16 protein-coding genes are annotated in these 17688 nt (G+C 64.0%); 10 read left to right on the plus strand and 6 right to left on the minus strand.

Translation table 11 applies throughout. The annotated features are described in order from the left end of the window. Positions 1–2: 2 nt before the first annotated feature. Positions 3–1304 (minus strand): ABC transporter substrate-binding protein, encoded by a 1302-nt coding sequence (locus AB1A62_RS14970; protein ID WP_366662257.1) that lies wholly within the window; start codon positions 1302–1304, stop codon positions 3–5. 162 nt (positions 1305–1466) lie between these two features. On the opposite strand from AB1A62_RS14970, the gene AB1A62_RS14975 reads away from it, so the two are divergent. The 3 genes from AB1A62_RS14975 (at position 1467) to AB1A62_RS14985 (ending at position 4647) form a co-directional block, all read left to right on the plus strand. Further along, a complete protein-coding gene (locus AB1A62_RS14975) occupies positions 1467–2813 on the plus strand; it encodes an NAD(P)/FAD-dependent oxidoreductase (protein WP_366662258.1) in 1347 nt (448 codons plus the stop codon). Between the two features lie 104 nt (positions 2814–2917). After that, complete coding sequence (locus tag AB1A62_RS14980) at positions 2918–3922, plus strand: GlxA family transcriptional regulator (RefSeq protein ID WP_366662259.1); 1005 nt, start codon at positions 2918–2920, stop codon at positions 3920–3922. A gap of 71 nt (positions 3923–3993) precedes the next feature. Further along, positions 3994–4647 carry a type 1 glutamine amidotransferase gene (locus AB1A62_RS14985; RefSeq protein ID WP_366662260.1) on the plus strand — a complete coding sequence of 218 codons (654 nt, stop codon included), beginning with the start codon at positions 3994–3996 and terminating at the stop codon, positions 4645–4647. Positions 4648–4717: 70 nt separating this feature from the next. Here the strand turns inward: AB1A62_RS14985 and AB1A62_RS14990 are convergent, their stop codons facing one another. The 5 genes from AB1A62_RS14990 to hpaR form a co-directional block, all read right to left on the minus strand. Next, positions 4718–5299: a sarcosine oxidase, gamma subunit gene (locus tag AB1A62_RS14990; protein WP_366662261.1), complete on the minus strand. Its 582-nt coding sequence runs from the start codon at positions 5297–5299 to the stop codon at positions 4718–4720. Beyond that, positions 5292–8303: a sarcosine oxidase subunit alpha family protein gene (locus AB1A62_RS14995; RefSeq protein ID WP_366662348.1), complete on the minus strand. Its 3012-nt coding sequence runs from the start codon at positions 8301–8303 to the stop codon at positions 5292–5294. The genes AB1A62_RS14990 and AB1A62_RS14995 overlap by 8 nt, the downstream gene beginning before the upstream one ends. An 11-nt stretch (positions 8304–8314) precedes the next feature. Continuing rightward, a complete protein-coding gene (locus AB1A62_RS15000) occupies positions 8315–8602 on the minus strand; it encodes a sarcosine oxidase subunit delta (RefSeq protein ID WP_366662262.1) in 288 nt (95 codons plus the stop codon). Positions 8603–8618: 16 nt separating this feature from the next. Then, positions 8619–9869: a sarcosine oxidase subunit beta family protein gene (locus AB1A62_RS15005; RefSeq protein WP_366662263.1), complete on the minus strand. Its 1251-nt coding sequence runs from the start codon at positions 9867–9869 to the stop codon at positions 8619–8621. Between the two features lie 282 nt (positions 9870–10151). Next, positions 10152–10592, minus strand: coding sequence for a homoprotocatechuate degradation operon regulator HpaR (gene hpaR / locus AB1A62_RS15010; RefSeq protein ID WP_366662264.1), 441 nt, complete (start codon positions 10590–10592; stop codon positions 10152–10154). A 114-nt stretch (positions 10593–10706) separates the two neighbouring features. Between hpaR and AB1A62_RS15015 the strand changes: the two genes are divergently transcribed. The 7 genes from AB1A62_RS15015 (at position 10707) to hpaH (ending at position 17685) form a co-directional block, all read left to right on the plus strand. Then, positions 10707–11099 carry a 5-carboxymethyl-2-hydroxymuconate isomerase gene (locus AB1A62_RS15015; RefSeq protein WP_366662265.1) on the plus strand — a complete coding sequence of 131 codons (393 nt, stop codon included), beginning with the start codon at positions 10707–10709 and terminating at the stop codon, positions 11097–11099. Beyond that, on the plus strand, positions 11099–12610 hold the full coding sequence (gene hpaE, locus AB1A62_RS15020) for a 5-carboxymethyl-2-hydroxymuconate semialdehyde dehydrogenase (RefSeq protein ID WP_366662266.1): 1512 nt from the start codon (positions 11099–11101) through the stop codon (positions 12608–12610). Before AB1A62_RS15015 ends, hpaE begins: the two co-directional genes overlap by 1 nt. Before the next feature lie 39 nt (positions 12611–12649). After that, positions 12650–13504 carry a 3,4-dihydroxyphenylacetate 2,3-dioxygenase gene (gene hpaD / locus AB1A62_RS15025; protein ID WP_366662267.1) on the plus strand — a complete coding sequence of 285 codons (855 nt, stop codon included), beginning with the start codon at positions 12650–12652 and terminating at the stop codon, positions 13502–13504. Between the two features lie 13 nt (positions 13505–13517). Further along, positions 13518–14498: a 3,4-dihydroxyphenylacetate 2,3-dioxygenase gene (gene hpaD, locus AB1A62_RS15030; protein ID WP_366662268.1), complete on the plus strand. Its 981-nt coding sequence runs from the start codon at positions 13518–13520 to the stop codon at positions 14496–14498. Positions 14499–14609: 111 nt separating this feature from the next. Then, on the plus strand, positions 14610–16022 hold the full coding sequence (locus tag AB1A62_RS15035) for a pyridoxal-dependent decarboxylase (protein ID WP_366662269.1): 1413 nt from the start codon (positions 14610–14612) through the stop codon (positions 16020–16022). After that, entirely contained in the window at positions 16019–16888 is an 870-nt protein-coding gene (locus tag AB1A62_RS15040) for a fumarylacetoacetate hydrolase family protein (protein WP_366662270.1), read from the plus strand. Before AB1A62_RS15035 ends, AB1A62_RS15040 begins: the two co-directional genes overlap by 4 nt. Next, entirely contained in the window at positions 16885–17685 is an 801-nt protein-coding gene (hpaH, locus tag AB1A62_RS15045) for a 2-oxo-hept-4-ene-1,7-dioate hydratase (RefSeq protein WP_366662271.1), read from the plus strand. The genes AB1A62_RS15040 and hpaH overlap by 4 nt, the downstream gene beginning before the upstream one ends. Positions 17686–17688: the final 3 nt, after the last annotated feature.

Consider the following 17688-nt stretch of genomic DNA (forward strand, 5'->3'; position numbering starts at 1 on the left):
CCTCAGCCCTCCACCGCGCGCGAGCTGACCTCGCTGCCCGGCGCGCCGCTTTCCAGCCGCTGATGCCACAGCTGCCCCAGCGTTTCCATTTCCGATTTCAGCAGGCCGGAATGCTGCGCCAGCCAGGCCGGAATCGACTTGAACGCAGCGATCCGCGCCTTGCCTTCCTGGATCGTCACCACCGGCCAGTCGCCGACCAAGGCATTGGAAATGCCGAAGATATCCTCACCCCACCATTCCGCATGGCCAAAGGCGTGGGTGACATGACCCAGCTGTTTCATCGCTGCCAGAACCGATGGCGGCGCAACCGATCCCGCCTTCTCCACCGCGCTGTGCCAGATGTCCAGGATCGCCACATACTCCCAGCTCACCGCCGACCAGCTGCCCGGGAAACGGCGGTTGTATTCCTCATAGAACTCATGCGGACGGTTGAAGAAAAACGCCTTCTCCCGCAGCAGCGGGTCGTCGAAATCGGGGAACTGGAACACCACCCCTTCCATGAATTCGGGGGATGTCCGCTCCACCAGCCGGTCATAGCCGTCCATGGTGCAGCTGATGATCTGCCCCTTGAAGCCCTTGGCGTGGGCATATTCGGTCATCGCATGCACCATCGGCGCATAAGACGAGCACCAGCACAGGATATCGGCGCCGCTTTCCAGCATCGGATCCACCACCGGCGCCGGGTCGCTGGCGCCGGGATCATACTGCACTTCGCGCAGGATCTGCTTGTCCGCCGCCTTGAACGCCGCCCGGTAGACCGCCTGTGCAGGCAGCCCCAGCAGATCGGCCTGGCTGCACAGGGCGACGGTTTTCAGCTCCGGCCGGGTTTCCGCCAGCCAGGCCACCCCGGTCACGTTCTGGATCGGGTGCGCCTCGCTCGGCGCGATCAGATAGGGCGTGTCCGGCGACAGGTCGGTCGGCAGCAGGGTCGACGTCAGCACCTTGTTGCGCATCAGGAAATCGCGCACCGGCGCGAACGTGTCCCCGCCCAGCATCAGCATCAGCTTGACGTTGTGCTGCTGAACCAGTTCAACCGCGCCCTCCAGCGCGCGTTCCGGGTCGTAGCCGCAATCGTAAGAGTGGATCCGGATCGGGTAGCGGCGGCCGCCGATCAGCACCCCGCCGGCCTGGTTCAGACCGTCCTCCCAGATCCGGCAGCCGTTCAATCCGGGCAGCCCCCAGCTCTCCACCCGGCCCGAAAGCGGGCCGAGGAATCCGATATTCACTGATTCTGCCATCCCCACGGACAGCCGGGGCAACGCCGCGCGGGCGGTCAACTGGTGCACAAAACTGGTCGTCTTCATATTTGGAATCCTACCAGTAAAACAACGCGCTTCCAGTCCAATTGCGTCCAAAAACATTCCGGATGTGAAAAAATGTTGACTTATTGGCGCAAGTTTGGACCTAATTGGACCAGACCAAAAGAGCCAAATTAAGATATTGGTCCAAACCAACGGGAGAACCAGATGACCAAGAAACGTATTGCCATCATCGGCGCCGGCCCCTCCGGCCTGGCCCAGCTGCGCGCCTTCCAGTCCGCGGCCAAGAAAGGCGAGGAGATCCCGGAGATCGTCTGCTTTGAAAAGCAGGACGACTGGGGCGGCCTGTGGAACTACACCTGGCGCACCGGCCTGGACGAGAACGGCGAGCCGGTGCACTGCTCGATGTACCGCTACCTGTGGTCCAACGGCCCCAAGGAGGGCCTGGAGTTCGCCGACTATTCGTTTGAGGAGCACTTCGGCAAGCAGATCGCCTCCTACCCGCCGCGCGCCGTGCTGTTCGACTACATCGAAGGCCGGGTGAAAAAGGCGGACGTGCGCAAGTGGATCCGCTTCAACTCCCCGATCCGCTGGGTCGAATACAACGAGGACCAGGGCAACTTCACCGTCACCGTGCACGACCACAAGAAGGACAGCACCTACAAGGAAGACTTCGACCATGTGATCTGCGCCTCGGGCCACTTCTCGACCCCGAACGTGCCGTTCTACCCCGGTTTCGACACCTTCAACGGCCGCGTGCTGCACGCCCATGACTTCCGCGACGCCCGCGAATTCAAGGACAAGGACATCCTGATCCTCGGCGCCTCCTACTCCGCCGAAGACATCGGCTCGCAGTGCTGGAAATACGGCTGCAAATCCATCACCTCCTCCTACCGCTCGGCGCCGATGGGCTTCAAATGGCCGGACAACTGGGAAGAAAAACCGGCGCTGGAAAGCGTCGAGGGCAACACCGCCACTTTCGTTGACGGCTCCAAAAAAGAGGTCGACGCGATCATCCTCTGCACCGGCTACAAGCACTTCTTCAACTTCCTGCCGGACGACCTGCGCCTGAAGACCGCCAACCGCCTGGCCACCGCCGACCTCTACAAGGGCGTGGTCTATGCCCATAACCCCAAGATGTTCTACCTGGGCATGCAGGATCAGTGGTTCACCTTCAACATGTTCGACGCCCAGGCCTGGTGGGTCCGCGACGCGATCATGGGCAAGATCGAGATCCCTTCGGACAAGGAGACCCTTCTGGCCGACGTCAAGGAGCGCGAAGCGCGCGAGGAAGCCTCGGACGACGTCAAATACGCGATCAAGTACCAGGGCGACTACGTGCTGGAGCTGATCGAGGAGACCGACTACCCGACCTTCGACGTGGCCGGCGCCTGCCAGGCCTTCTATGAATGGAAGGGGCACAAGGCCCAGGACATCATGGCCTTCCGCAACAACTCCTACAAATCGGTCATCACCGGCACCATGGCGCCCGTGCACCACACCCCGTGGAAAGACGCCCTGGACGACTCGCTGGAGGCATATCTGCAGAACTAGGGGCACGTCCCTGCAGATCGCCTGCGCCGTTTTCCCCTTCCTGTACGGCGCAGGCACCCCTTCGCCGCTGTGCGAATCCCTCTTCGCAAGCTATAATTCACCTCATGCAGCGCGATAACACCATGACACTCGGATTTCTGATTTTCCCCGGCTTTCCAATGGCCTGCCTAACCTCGGCCATCGAACCCCTGCGCGCGGCAAATGAAATTGCCGGCTCTGAAACCTTCCGATGGAAACTGGTGTCCGAAACCGGCAACAGCGTGAACGCATCCGCCAATGTGGCGTTCCAGCCCGACTGCGCCCTGGACGAGGCCGACGGCATCGACACCCTGTTCCTGCTGTCCAGCCCGCAGGGCAAATTCGACGACCCCAAGGCCTCCAACGGCAAGCTGCGCCATCTGGCCCGGCACGGCACCACCATGGGCGCGGTCTCCGGCGGCGTGTTCCCGCTGGCCCGCTCCGGCCTGCTGGACGGGCACAGCTGCTCGGTCCACTGGTGCTACAAGGCTGCCTTCACTGCAGAATTCCCGTCCCTCGCCACCGTCGACGACGTGATAGTGCTGGACCGCCGCCGCTTCACCGCCAGCGGCGCCGCGGCGATGTTCGACCTGTCGCTGAAACTGATCGAGCGCGCCATGGGCGACGCCGTGATGACAGAGGTCGCCTGCTGGTTCCAGCACCCGATGGTCCGCGCCGAGGGCGTCCGCCAGAAGATCCCCGCCTTCAAGACCGACAGCACCGCCGACAGCCTGCCGCCGCCGGTCGCCAAGGCGGTTGAGCTGTTTGCCGACAACCTGGAGCACCCGGTCTCGATCCGCGATGCCGCCAGCGAGATCGGCGTCTCGCCGCGCCAGCTGGAACGCAGCTTCAAGGCCGCCACCGGCCAGAGCCCGGCCATCTATTACCGCACCCTGCGGATGAACGCGGCACGGCAGCTGGTGATGTATTCCCGCGACTCGATCACCTCGATCGCCAATGCGGTGGGCTACGCCACCTCCTCCACCCTGTCGCAGCACTACCGTGAAAGCTTCGGCGTCACCCCGCAAGAGGAACGCCGCAAGGTGAACCTGTTCAGGGTCCAGGACAACCGACCCATCCCCTCAGCCTGACCGGAGACGCCATGCGCATACTCGTTTTCCAACACCTGGACTGTGAGCATCCAGGCGCTTTCCGGGAACTGATGCGCGCGCATGGCATTGACTGGCACGTCGCCGAACTCGATCAGGGCGATCCGATCCCGGAGATGGAGCCCTTTGATGCGCTCTGGGTCATGGGCGGCCCCATGGACGTCTGGGATGTTGCAGAACACCCTTGGCTTATCGCCGAAAAGCGGGCCATCCGGCACTGGATCAAACATATCGGCAAACCCTATCTGGGCCTGTGCCTGGGCCACCAGCTGCTGGCCGACGCCCTGAACGGAACCTGCGGCCCGCAACGCCCCGCAGAGGTCGGCATCCGGCAGGTGTCCCTGACCGAAGCCGGACAAAACGATACCCTGTTCGCAGGGCTGCCTGCGCAAATGAATGTCCTGCAGTGGCACGGCGTTCAGGTCGCGCAAGCCCCCGAAGGGGCCGAGGTTCTGGCAAGCTCAGCCAATTGCCCGATTGAAGCGATGCGCGTGGGCAGCAATGCCTGGTCCATGCAGTTCCATGTCGAGGCCGAAGAAGACACCGTTGCCAACTGGGCCGGGATCCCCGCCTATCATGCGGCGCTGGTGGAAACCCTGGGCGCGGATGGCCTGGGCGCCTTTCAGGCCGAAAGCGATGCCTGCATGGACGAGTTCAGGACCTGCTCCCGCATCATCTTTGCCAATTTCCTGAAACAGATGCAGTGAGGCTCCAAACAAGTCCGGCTCCGGGGGGGCACCCCAGAGCCGTTTTTGCAAGCCGCTTGCGTGCAGCGCCTCAGACCACCGATTTCGCCGCCGCCACCAGCGCATGATGCAGCGAGCCGGCAGAGGACCGCGGACCGATGATCGAATAACCCTGCCCCGGCGCCTGGCACAGCAGAAACACACCCAGATGCTCCATCGAGGTGCGGGTGGCGTCGCCAGCCTTGCCCGCACGGACATTGGCGTTGCACAGCCGTTCCAGCACATCAAAGCAGCGCGGGCCCTCCATGTCGAAGCGGCACCAGCCGTCGGTTTGCTCCACCACAGAGCCCGCCTCTCCCACGGCCTGCTTCAGATCCGCCGCCATCAGCTCATGGCTGTCATGCGGAGCAGAGACCATCCACAGGTCCGGCCCCATCCACCAGGCAGCAAACACGCCGTGCTCAGTCCAGCTGGCAGCCTCCGGCAACGCCCCGCCCAGATAAGACGCGGCCGCAGATTTCACCGCATCTTCGCTGCCTTGACGCGCCGCCAAGGATGCCAGCGCCCGGTCGGTGACCTCCCGGATCTGGAGACCCGGGAAGACATCGACCCGCGGCTCATGCCCGCCCAGCGGAGAGATGGCTTTGAGCCCATGATTATCAAACTTACCCACGGAGACGCTCCCCTTCCGGATCCACAAAATGCGCGCTGACAACTTCGACCTGGATTTCCTTGCCCTCCAGCGGGTTGACCGCGCGGATCACCTCGCCTTTGCGGCTGTCGCCGCGCTTCAGGAAACCGATCCCGATCGAACAGCCCAGCACCGGCGAATAGGCCGCCGAGGTGATATAGCCCTGATCGGTGGCAGCACTGACCTCGCCATCAGCGTTCATCAGATGCGCCCCGGCCTGCACCGGATCGGCGGCATTCACCGGCTTGAAACCAACCAGCTTCAGAGCATCCTCCTGGTTCATCCCCTCGCGTTCGCTCAGGGTATTGCCGATGCAGTCCTTCTTCTTGCTGACCATCTTGCCCATGCCGAGGTTCAGCGCCGAGGTGGTGCCGTTCAGCTCATTGCCGGCGGCATGGCCCTTCTCGATCCGCATGACGCCCAGCGCTTCGGTGCCGTAAGGCACAGCGCCGAACTCCTCGCCCGCTTCCATCAGCTTGCGGATCATCGCATCGCCGTAACGGGTCGGGACAGCGATCTCATAGGCCAGCTCGCCCGAGAAGGAGATCCGGAACAGCCGCGCCCGGCAGCCGCCCGCGACGGTCACTTCCCCGCAGGCCATGAAGGGGAACGCCTCGTTCGAGATGTCGAACTCGGGGTCCACAACTTTCTGCAGCAGCTTGCGGGCATTCGGACCCGCCACCGCGAACTGCGCCCAGGCCTCGGTGGTCGAGATCAGCTGCACATCCATGTCAGGAAACAGGCACTGGCGCGCAAATTCCATGTTGCGGTAGACCAGAACTGCGTTGGCGGTGGTGGTGGTCACCACGAAATGATCCTCGGCAAAACGCGCCGCGGTGCCGTCGTCATAGGCGATGCCATCCTCGCGCAGCATCAGCCCGTAGCGGACCTTGCCCACCGGCAGCTTGGCAAAGGCATTGGCATACATCTTGTTCAGGAACTCGGCGGCGTCCTTGCCCTGCACGTCGATCTTGCCGAGCGTGGTCACGTCGCAGATGCCGACAGAGTTGCGGGTCTGCAGCACCTCGCGGTCCACCGACTGACGCCAATGGGTTTCGCCCTTCTTGGGGAACCATTGGGCGCGCAGCCACTGGCCCACCTCGACAAACACCGCACCCTGCTCCTCGGCCCATTTGTGGCTGGGGGTCTTGCGGGTGGGGCGGAACTCCTCGCCCACCGAGCGGCCTGCCATCACCCCGAAGGACACAGGCGTATAGGGCGGGCGGAACATGGTGGTGCCGACCTCGGGGATCTGCTTGCCCGCCAGTTCGGCCATGATCGCCAGACCGCCCATGTTGGAGGTCTTGCCCTGATCGGTCGCCATGCCCAGCGTGGTGTAACGCTTCAGGTGCTCGACAGAGCGGAAGTTCTCCTGATGCGCCAGTTTCACGTCCTTGACGGTGACGTCGTTCTGCTGGTCCAGCCAGGCGCGGCCCTTGCCTTCCTTCACGTACCAGAAGGGGGTCACGTTGACAGGCGCATCCTCGGCCTCGGGCAGATCGCCCGCCTTGGCCTCGATCCCCAGCTCCGACAGCGCGGCCACGGCGCCCTCGGCACCGGCGCGCAGCGCGGCGGCGGTGGAGAAATCACCATTGGCGGCACCGGCCACCGACATGTTTTGCGGCAGCTCGCCTGCGGGCACAAAGGCGGCAATGTCCTCGCGCCAGGCCGGACGGCCGCGCTGGTGGCAGGTCAGATGCACATTCGGGTTCCAGCCGCCGGACACCGCCAGCGCGCCGCAGGGCACGTCGCGGGTGGTGCCGTTGGCCAGGCGCACGCGTGCCCACTCCAGACCCAGCCGCCCCTTGGTGTCGATCACCTGGGCACCGGCAAACAGCTCGGCCCCTTCGACCTTGGGCGCATCCGGGCGGGTGTCGATCACCGCGGTGACTTTCACCCCCTTGGCGATCAGGTCGGCGGCAGTGCGGTGGCCGTCGTCGTTGTTGGTGAAGACCGCAACGGTCTGATCCGGCGTCACCGCCCAGCGGTTGGCATAGGCGCGCACGGCACCGGCCAGCATCACGCCGGGACGGTCGTTATTCTCGAACGCGATCGGCCGCTCGGTGGCGCCCGCCGACAGCATTGCCCGCTTGGAATAGATCCGCCACAGGATCTGCCGCGGCTTGCCCGCTTCGGGCGCCAGCACGTGATCGGCCGTGCGTTCCACCGCGCCATAGATGCCGTGGTCAAAGGCGCCGATGATGGTGGTGCGCGGCATCACCCGCACATTCGGCATCGCCGCCAGCTCCGCCTGCGCCTGCTCAACCCAGGCCGCGCCGGTCAGGTCGCCAACACCAAAGGTTTCCGCATTGAGGCGCCCGCCCAGCAGAAAATCCTCATCCGCAATGATCACCTGCGCCCCGGCGCGCCCGGCAGTCAGCGCCGCCATCAGGCCGGTGGGGCCGGCCCCGATCACCAGCAGGTCGCAATGCAGGAAGCCCTTGTCATAGGCATCCGGGTCCGCCTCGAAACTGATGCTGCCCAGACCCGCCGCCTTCCGGATGATCGGCTCATACAGTTTCTCCCAGAACGCCGCAGGCCACATGAAGGTCTTGTAGTAGAACCCGGCTGTCAGAAAGTTCGAGAACCGGTCGTTGATCGCCATGAAGTCATGCTGCAGCGACGGCCAGCGGTTCTGCGAATTCGCCTCCAGCCCGTCATACAGCTCCGCCACGGTGGCGCGGGTGTTCGGCTCCTGCCGCCCGCCGCTGCGCAGCTCGACCAGCGCGTTCGGCTCTTCCGAGCCGGAGGTCAGCACGCCCCGCGGGCGGTGGTATTTGAACGAACGGCCCATCAGCCGCACGCCGTTTGCCAGCAGGGCCGAGGCCAGCGTGTCGCCCTCAAACCCCTTGTAGCTCTTGCCGTCAAAGGTGAAGGTCAGCGCCTTGCTGCCCTTGATCAGCCCGCCGTCCAGGCGGTTCACCTGCACCCCCTTGCGGGCACCGGTGCTGCCGTCGGCCTGAAAGGCCACGCGGCCGGCATTCATCACTGCATCAGTCATTTGCTGCGCCCCCTTGCCCGGGCCACATCACGGGCCAGTTCGACATTCAGGATTTCATGGGTCACGGTGTTGCGGGTCACCACCAGCCAGGACCTGTCGCCCTGCTCGTGGAACCACAGCTCGCGGTGCTCGCCCGCCGGGTTGTCGCGCAGGTACAGGTAGTCGTGAAACTGATCCGCCGCGCCTTCGGCCTGCCAGTCCGGCCGGTCGATCAGGCTGGCGTCCCCCAGATAGGTGAACTCCTGGCTGTCCCGCGGCCCGAGGATCGGATGGTTGATAATCATCGCTGTCTTCCTTTCCTCAGTGCAGGTTCGGCTGGGCGCCCTGGCCCTTTTCGTCGATCATGCAGCCGCGGCGGAACCGGTCGAGCCGGTAGGCCGTGGCCACCTTGTGCGGCGTGTCCGTCGCCAGCAGATGCGCGTAGCACCAGCCCGAGGCCGGGGTCGCCTTGAACCCGCCATAGCACCAGCCGCCGTTGAAATAGAGCCCGTCGATATGGGTCTTGTCGATGAAGGGGGAGCCGTCCATCGACATATCCATGATGCCGCCCCAGCTGCGCAGCATCCGCACCCGGCCCAGCATCGGCATCAGCGCCATGCCGCCTTCCATCACGTCTTCGACCACCGGCAGATTGCCGCGCTGCGCATAGGAATTGTACATGTCCAGATCGCCGCCGAAGACCAGCCCGCCCTTATCCGACTGGCTGACATAGAAGTGGCCGGCGCCAAAGGTCACGACCCCGTCCAGCACCGGCTTCAGCCCTTCAGAGACAAAGGCCTGCAGCACGTGGCTTTCGATCGGCAGGCGCATGCCCGCTTTCTCCATCACCCGGCTCGACGAACCGGCAACGCAGCTCGCCACCTTATTGGCACCGATAAAGCCCTTGGTAGTCTCCACGCCCAGGCATTTGCCGTTCTCGATCCTGAAGCCGGTCACTTCGCAGTTCTGGATGATGTCCACCCCGCGCAGGTCGGCGCCGCGGGCATAGCCCCAGGCCACCGCGTCATGGCGCACGGTGCCGCCGCGGCGGTGCAGGAGGCCGCCCTTGATCGGGAAACGCGCGTCATTGAAGTTCAGGAACGGGTACATCGCACGGACGCCCTCGGCGTCCAGCAGCTCCGCGTCCGACCCGTTCAGGATCATCGCATTGCCCCGGCGCCGCGCCGCATCGCGCTGCGCGTCGGTGTGCACCAGGTTCAGAATGCCGCGCTGGCTGACCATGGCGTTGTAGTTGAAGTCCTGCTCCAGCCCTTCCCACAGCTTCAGCGACAGCTCATAGAACGGCTCATTGCCGTCCAGCAGGTAGTTGGAGCGGATGATGGTGGTGTTGCGGCCCACATTGCCGCCGCCGATCCAGCCCTTCTCGATCACCGCAACATTGGTGATGCCATGGTTCTTGGCCAGGTAATAGGCCGTCGCCAGCCCGTGCCCGCCGCCGCCGATGATCACCACATCGTAGCTTTTCTTGGGTTCCGGATCGCGCCAGGTCGGGCGCCATCCCTTGTGGCCCGTCAGGGCCTCCTTGATCACTTTCAGGCCGGAGTACCGCATGATGTCCTCATCAACTGTCCCCGACAGGTTTGTTGAGAAATGCGGCAATTCACAGTGTGATTTCGGACATAGACCGCGCCATATGCGTCACAGGCAGGAATTCACCGATACAGGCATGGCAGGGAGCGTTGCAGCCCTGCGGCCGCAACATCAGTCTAAGCAATTGTTTTTAATATATAAAATATGAAAATTCGGGCAAATGGGTCAAAACCGGCAAACAGGGCCGTTTGCGTCACGCACCCCGCCATCCGCGCCAAATGCGGCATATCCGGCAGCCCCGACTCAGTCGGACAGCTCGATCTGGTCCAGCTCGTTCAGCAGATCCAACAGCGCCTCATAGCGCTCCGCGCCCATCTTCCGGCGGGTCCGCTCCATCAGTTCCAGGCTGGCCTCCAGGTTGTCGGTGATCACCTTCTCCCCCGCCGCAGAGATCTGCACCACCTGGCGGCGGCGGTCCTCCTGGTCGCGCTCCCGGCTGATCAGCTGCTTTTCCTCCAGCTTCTGCAGGATCCGCGTCAGGCTGGGCAGCAGCAGGCAGGCCTTTTCGGCGATCTGGGTCGGGTCTATCGGCCCGCTCTCCTGCACCACCCGCAGCACGCGCCATTGCTGCTCTGTCAGGCCGGCGCCGCTCAGCAGCGAACGGATCGGACCCATCACACGCTCCCGCGCCCTCAGCAGGGCAATCGGCAGCGAACGGTCGGTGGAGGGCATAATCCTGGTCATGCCCGATTATCACCCCGCTTCCGGCTAAACGCAATTGCGGCTTGGGTTTCTTCTGCTTGACTCACAGCATCCCAATTGCTAAACATGTTAAGTAATTCAGAAGAGGTACCGCACATGCCGCACATCACGCTGGACTACTCGGCCAATATGGAGGCGCGCACTGACATTGCCGCGCTGTGCCGCCATCTGCGGCAGGCAGCAGCAGCAACCGGCGTGTTCCCCCTTGCGGGCATCCGGGTGCGCGCCTTTGCGGCCAATCACACCTCCATTGCCGACGGCGATGACCGGCACGGCTATATCGACATCTCCATCCGGCTGCGGGCCGGCCGCGATCTGGACACCCGCAAGCGCGCCGCCCAGGCGGTGTTCGAGGCAGCGCAATCCTTCCTTGAGCCGGCCATGCAGCACCACTCCATCGCCCTGTCGCTGGAGATGCGCGACATCGACCCGGAGCTTTCCCCGAAATGCGGCACCATCCGCAACCACATGCAAAAGGCGGACCAGTGATGAGCGATCTGACCACCAACATCGAAACGCTGAACAGCCACCTGGCCCGCTTCCGCGAGGGAGGCATTTTGAACCTGATCGGCGGCGAAAGCCGCCCCGCCGCCTCCGGCAACACCTTCGAAACATCGTCACCGGTGGATGAAAGCGTGATCTGCTCCGTCGCCAAGGGCGGCGCAGCAGACATTGACGCCGCCGCTGCCGCCGCTAAGGAAGCCTTCCCCGCCTGGCGCGACATGCCGGCGCTGGAGCGCAAGAAGATCCTGCACCGCATCGCCGACCTGATCGTCGAACGCGCCGAGGAAATCGCGCTCTGCGAATGCTGGGACACCGGCCAGGCCCTGCGCTTCATGTCCAAGGCGGCCCTGCGCGGTGCTGAGAACTTCCGCTTCTTTGCCGACAAGGCCACCTCCGCCCGCGACGGCCAGCAGCTGCAATCCCCGACGCTGATGAACGTGACCACCCGGGTGCCAATCGGTCCGGTCGGCGTGATCACCCCGTGGAACACCCCCTTCATGCTGTCGACCTGGAAGATCGCACCCGCCTTGGCTGCCGGCTGCACCGTGGTTCATAAACCGGCCGAATTCTCCCCCCTGACCGCCCGCATCCTGGCGGAGATCGCTCATGAGGCAGGCCTGCCCGCCGGCGTCTGGAACCTGGTCAATGGCTTTGGCGAGGACGCGGGCAAGGCGCTCACCGAACACCCCGATATCAAGGCCATCGCCTTTGTCGGCGAAAGCAAGACCGGCTCGATGATCATGAAACAGGGCGCCGACACCCTGAAACGCGTGCATTTCGAACTGGGCGGCAAGAACCCGGTGGTGGTATTCGACGACGCCGACCTCGACCGCGCGCTCGATGCCGCGATCTTCATGATCTACTCGCTCAATGGCGAGCGCTGCACCTCCTCTTCGCGCCTGCTGGTGCAGGAGAGCATTGCCGACGACTTCGAGGCCAAGCTGATCGAGCGCGTCAACAACATCAAGGTCGGCCACCCGCTGGACCCGGCCACCGAGGTCGGCCCGCTGATCCACAAGGTGCATTTCAACAAGGTGACATCCTACTTCGAGACCGCCAAACAGGATGGCGCCACCATCGCCGCAGGCGGCACTCGCGTTGGAGACCAGGGCTGGTTCGTCCGCCCGACGCTGTTCACAAATGCCACCAACGATATGACCATCGCGCAGGAGGAAATCTTCGGCCCGGTCCTCACCGCGATCCGGTTCAAGGACGAGGATGAGGCTCTGACACTGGCCAATGACACCCAGTACGGGCTCACCGGGTATGTCTGGACCAACGACCTCACCCGCGCCCTGCGCTTCACAAACGCACTTGAAGCCGGGATGATCTGGGTGAACTCGGAAAACGTCCGCCACCTGCCCACGCCCTTTGGCGGGGTCAAGGCCAGCGGCATCGGCCGCGACGGCGGCGACTGGTCTTTCGAGTTCTACATGGAGCAGAAGCACGTCGGCTTTGCCCTGGGCCAGCACAAGATCCCGCGCCTCGGCGCCTGACCTCAAGGAAACGCGCAACCAGTCTTTGAGGAGAAGACCATGGGAGAAATCGTTCTCGCCGCCAAATGCACCCATGTTCCCACCATGCTGATGTCGGAACAGCCCGGCCGGCTGGAGGGCGCCCGCAAGCCCGCCATCGACGGCCACCGGGAAATCGCCCGCCGCGCCAAGGCGCTCGGCGCCGACACCATCGTGATCTGCGACACCCACTGGGTGATCAACGCCGGCTACCACATCAACGCCAACAGCCGCTTCAAGGGCCTGTTCACCTCCAACGAATTCCCGCAGTTCATCCAGAACCTGCCCTATGAGTACGAGGGCAACCCGGCCCTGGGCGATGCCATCGCGGCAGCGGCGTCGGACAAGGGCGTCTACACCCTGTCGCACCAGCTCGACTCGCTGGAACTGGAATACGGCACCCTGGTGCCGATGCGCTTCATGAGCCGCGAGGGCGACTTCAAAGTGGTCTCTATCGCCGCCTGGTGCACCGTCCATGACCACGGCGAAAGCCGGGTGATCGGTGAGGCCATCCGCGAAGCAGTCGAAGCCTCGGACAGCAAGGTGCTGCTGGTCGCCTCCGGCTCGCTCAGCCACAAGATCTGGGCGAACAAGGACTATGCCGCCAACAACGGCACCTTCACCATCAGCTCCGAGTTCAACCGTCAGATGGACTTGCGGGTGCTGGAACTGTGGCAGAAGGGCGACCACGCCACCTTCCTGAAAATGCTCGGCGAATACGCCGAGTTCTGCTGCGGCGAGGGGTCCATGCACGACACCGCCATGCTCTACGGCGCGCTCGGCTGGGACAGCTATGATGCCCCGTGCGAAGTGATCACCGAGTATTTCCCCAGTTCCGGCACCGGCCAGACCAACGTGATCTTCCCGGTTCAGTAAAAGGAGACCCCCAATGCCCGTCCCCGCCCCGAACCTCTATCCGCCTTTCAACATCGTGCGGCTTTCCCATGTGGAATACACCGTCACCGACCTCGCCGCCTCCCGCGCCTTCTATGTGGATACCCTCGGCCTGCAGGTGACGCATGAAGACAGCGAGCGCATTTACTTGCGCGCGATGGAGGAACGCGGCCACCACTGCATCGTTCTGGTTCAGGCGGATACGGCCTCAGTCGGGGTTCTGGGCTTCAAGCTCTATGACGCGCCCGACCTGGACAAGGCAGCGGAGTTCTTCGCCTCCAAGGACCTGCCGGTGGAATGGATCGAGCGTCCGCACATGGGCAAAACCTTACGCACCCGCGACCCCTGGGGCATCCCGCTGGAGTTCTATGTGAAAATGGAGCGGCTGGAGCCGATCCACCAGAAATACAGGCTCTATAATGGGGTAAAACCGCTGCGCATCGACCATTTCAACATGTTCAGCGCGGATGTGGACGGCGCGGTCGCCTTCTATAACGAGATGGGCTTCCGCGTCACCGAATTCACCGAGGATGACGAAAGCGGCAAGGTCTGGGCCGCCTGGATGCACCGCAAGGGCGGCGTGCACGACGTGGCCTTCACCAATGGCCTCGGCCCCCGCCTGCACCACACTGCCTTCTGGGTGCCGAACCCGATGAACATCATCGATCTGCTCGATCTGATGTCGACCACCGGCTACGTCGGCAACATCGAGCGCGGCCCCGGCCGCCACGGCATCTCCAACGCCTTCTTCCTCTATGTGCGTGACCCGGACGGCCACCGGATCGAGATCTATTGCTCCGACTACCAGACCGTCGACCCGGATCTGGAACCGATCAAGTGGTCGCTCACCGACCCGCAGCGCCAAACCCTCTGGGGCGCCCCGGCGCCGCGCAGCTGGTTCGAGGAAGGCTCCATTTTCGAAGGTACCACCCCGAAACCCAGCGCCTTGAACGCACAGCCGATTATTGCACCCTAAACATCAGGATCGCGACCGTCCCGAGGGTGGGCGCAATCGCGCCCGCCCTGGGGGGCGGGTCGGGCGCGATCCGGGCCGCTTCGCGCCCCGGTAGAAGTAAGGTAAGAAAAAATGAAATGGGATGAATTCTCCGAATGGGGCCGCCGGGTCGCGGACTGGACGCAGGACTATCACCTGACCGTCGGCGACCGCCCAGTGCGCGCCAGAACAGAACCCGGCGAGGTGCTGAACGCCCTGCCCCAAACCCCGCCCGAGGCCGGCGAGGGGATGGAGGCGATCTTCTGCGATTTCGAGGACATCGTGATGCCCGGCATCACCCATTGGCAGCACCCGCGCTTCTTTGCCTATTTCACCTCCAACGCTGCCGCGCCCTCGGTGCTGGCCGAATTCCTGACCTCCGCCATCGCCCCGCAATGCATGCTGTGGCAGACCTCGCCGGCGGCGACCGAGATGGAAACCCGAATGATGGACTGGCTGCGCCAAGCGCTGGACCTGCCCGACCAGTTCCAGGGCGTCATCCAGGACTCCGCGTCCTCCGCCACCCTCGCCGCCGTCCTGACCATGCGGGAGAAAGCGCTGAACTGGCAGGGCAACCAGCAGGGCCTGTTCGGCCAGAAAGCGCTGCGCATATACTGTTCGTCCGAGGTTCACACCTCCATCGACCGCGCCATCTGGGTCGCGGGCATCGGCCAGCAAAACCTGATCCGCATCCCCATAAAAGGCGACTGGCGCGGCATGGACCCTGACGCGCTGGAGGCCGCAATCCAATCCGACCTCGCCGCAGGCCATCAGCCCGCAGGCGTCATCCTCTGCGTCGGCGGCACCGGCGTCGGCGCCACCGACCCGGTGGATCAAGTGCTGGACGTGGCCGAGAAGTACGGCCTCTACACCCATGTGGACGCCGCCTGGGCAGGCTCCGCGATGATCTGCCCGGAATACCGCCACTACTGGCCGGGGGTGGAACGCGCCGACAGCATCGTCTTCAACCCGCACAAATGGCTCGGCGTGCAGTTCGACTGCTCCGCGCACTTCCTGAAGAACCCGGATGATCTGGTCCAGACCCTTGCCATCAGCCCCGAGTACCTCAAGACCCACGGCCATGACGGCATCATCAACTATTCCGAATGGTCGGTGCCGCTGGGCCGCCGCTTCCGCGCGCTCAAGATCTGGTTCCTGATCCGCACCTACGGGCTGGAGGGCCTGCGCCAGCGGCTGCGCAATCACATCAACTGGTCAAACCAGCTGCACGAAAAGCTCCAGTCAGAGCCTGATTTCGAGATCACCAGCGCGCCGATGTGGTCGCTCTGGTCGTTCCGCTATGCGCCCGAAGGAGCCGCGGATCTGGACGATCTGAACCTGCGGCTAGTCAACACAATCAACGATGACGGCCGCATCTACCTGACCCAGACCCGCCTCGACGGAGAACTGGTGATCCGCTTCCAGGCAGGCCAGTTCGAAACAACTGAGGCAGACGTGATGATGGCCTTCGATGTTATCACCGAAATCGCAAGGAGCCTGCAATGACGCGCTTTGCCACCTACTCCGCTGACGGCGAGGTCTTCTATGGCGCGGTGACGGACGCCGGCATGATCGCCCTGTCGCCGCAGTTCCCGGACTGGCCCACCCTGCGCGAGGTTATCGCGGCAGACGGCCTGCCCGCACTGGCAGAAGCCGCCAAAGGCCAACCTGTCACCCACACGGATTTCACCTATGAGATCCCCATCCCCAACCCGGAAAAAATCATCTGCGTCGGCGTCAACTTCCCGGACCGCAACGCGGAGTACAAGGACGGCTCTTCCCAGCCCAAGCACATGTCCCTGTTCCCCCGTTTCCCGCGCTCCTTCACCGGGGCAGAGCGCCCGCTGATCCGCCCGCCGGAAAACCACACCCTGGATTACGAGGGCGAGGTCGCCGTGGTGATCGGCAAGGCAGGCCGCCGGATCAGCCCCGAGCACGCCTACAACCACATCGCGGCGCTGACGCTTTGTAACGAGGGCACCATCCGCGACTGGGTCCGCCACGCCAAGTTCAACGTGACCCAAGGCAAGAACTGGGACAACTCTGGCTCGATCGGCCCGTGGCTGGTGCCCTTCACAAACGCCGCCCAGCTGGATGACGCCCGCATCCTCACCCGCGTGAACGGAGAGGTCCGCCAGGATGACACCCTGGCGCGCATGATGTTCCCGATCCGCGAGGAGATCGCCTATATCTCCACCTTCACCACCCTGCAGCCGGGTGACGTGATCATCACCGGCACCCCCACCGGCGCCGGCGCCCGCTTCGACCCGCCGAAGTACCTGAAACCCGGTGACGTGGTCGAGGTCGAGGTCGAAGGCATCGGAACCTTACGCAACACGGTTGAGGATGAGTTCAGCGGGGGAGAGGCATGACCCCGGAGCAACATCAGGAAGCCGCTGACCGGCTGTTCAAAGCCGAGCAAACCGGCCAGCAATGCGGCCTGCTTTCCCTGGCCTATCCCGGCATGACGCTGGACGATGCCTATGCGGTGCAACAGGCTCTGATAAGGCAAAAGCTGGCCTCCGGCCGCAAGAAAATCGGCTGGAAAATCGGCCTCACCAGCCGCGCCATGCAGCAGGCGCTGAACATCACCACCCCCGACAGCGGCGTGCTGCTCGACGACATGGCGTTTGAGAACGGCAGCACCGTCCCCGCAGGCCGTTTCATCCAGCCGCGGGTGGAGGCGGAGATCGCCTTCGTGATGAAATCCCCCCTCGCAGGCGCCGAGTGCACCCGCGCGGACGTGCTGGCCGCAACGGGTTCTGTGGCGCCCTCGCTGGAGATCCTCGACACCCGCATCCTGCGGGCCGATCCGGCAACCGGCCAGGCCCGCATCATCACCGACACCATCAGCGACAATGCCGCCAATGCAGGCGTGGTGCTGGGGGCGGAGCGCCACGCCGTGGATGCTCACGACCTGCGCTGGGTGGGCGCCATCGCCGCCCGCAACGGCACGGTGGAGGAAACCGGCCTCGGCGCCGGCGTTCTGAATGATCCCGTCACCTCGGTCCTGTGGCTGGCGCGGCGGATGGCCGAATATGGACAACAGATCGAGGCCGGGGATATCGTGCTCTCGGGCTCTTTCATCCGCCCCATCGAATGCCCGCCGGGCACGGAGATCGCCGCAGATTTCGGCCCCTTCGGCTCCGTATCCATCAATTTCGCCTGACAG

The sequence above is a fragment of the Leisingera sp. JC11 genome, from assembly GCF_040704725.1.
GTDB lineage: Bacteria > Pseudomonadota > Alphaproteobacteria > Rhodobacterales > Rhodobacteraceae > Leisingera.

Excerpts from the sequence above, each read along its gene's own strand:
- AB1A62_RS14970 (WP_366662257.1), bottom strand. The coding sequence starts at position 1,304 with ATGAAGACGACCAGTTTTGTGCACCAGTTGACCGCCCGCGCGGCGTTG.
- AB1A62_RS14975 (WP_366662258.1), top strand. The coding sequence starts at position 1,467 with ATGACCAAGAAACGTATTGCCATCATCGGCGCCGGCCCCTCCGGCCTG.
- AB1A62_RS14980 (WP_366662259.1), top strand. The coding sequence starts at position 2,918 with ATGCAGCGCGATAACACCATGACACTCGGATTTCTGATTTTCCCCGGC.
- AB1A62_RS14985 (WP_366662260.1), top strand. The coding sequence starts at position 3,994 with ATGCGCGCGCATGGCATTGACTGGCACGTCGCCGAACTCGATCAGGGC.
- AB1A62_RS14995 (WP_366662348.1), bottom strand. The coding sequence starts at position 8,303 with ATGAATGCCGGCCGCGTGGCCTTTCAGGCCGACGGCAGCACCGGTGCC.
- AB1A62_RS15000 (WP_366662262.1), bottom strand. The coding sequence starts at position 8,602 with ATGATTATCAACCATCCGATCCTCGGGCCGCGGGACAGCCAGGAGTTC.
- AB1A62_RS15005 (WP_366662263.1), bottom strand. The coding sequence starts at position 9,869 with ATGCGGTACTCCGGCCTGAAAGTGATCAAGGAGGCCCTGACGGGCCAC.
- hpaR (WP_366662264.1), bottom strand. The coding sequence starts at position 10,592 with ATGACCAGGATTATGCCCTCCACCGACCGTTCGCTGCCGATTGCCCTG.
- AB1A62_RS15015 (WP_366662265.1), top strand. The coding sequence starts at position 10,707 with ATGCCGCACATCACGCTGGACTACTCGGCCAATATGGAGGCGCGCACT.
- hpaE (WP_366662266.1), top strand. The coding sequence starts at position 11,099 with ATGAGCGATCTGACCACCAACATCGAAACGCTGAACAGCCACCTGGCC.
- hpaD (WP_366662267.1), top strand. The coding sequence starts at position 12,650 with ATGGGAGAAATCGTTCTCGCCGCCAAATGCACCCATGTTCCCACCATG.
- hpaD (WP_366662268.1), top strand. The coding sequence starts at position 13,518 with ATGCCCGTCCCCGCCCCGAACCTCTATCCGCCTTTCAACATCGTGCGG.
- AB1A62_RS15035 (WP_366662269.1), top strand. The coding sequence starts at position 14,610 with ATGAAATGGGATGAATTCTCCGAATGGGGCCGCCGGGTCGCGGACTGG.
- AB1A62_RS15040 (WP_366662270.1), top strand. The coding sequence starts at position 16,019 with ATGACGCGCTTTGCCACCTACTCCGCTGACGGCGAGGTCTTCTATGGC.
- hpaH (WP_366662271.1), top strand. The coding sequence starts at position 16,885 with ATGACCCCGGAGCAACATCAGGAAGCCGCTGACCGGCTGTTCAAAGCC.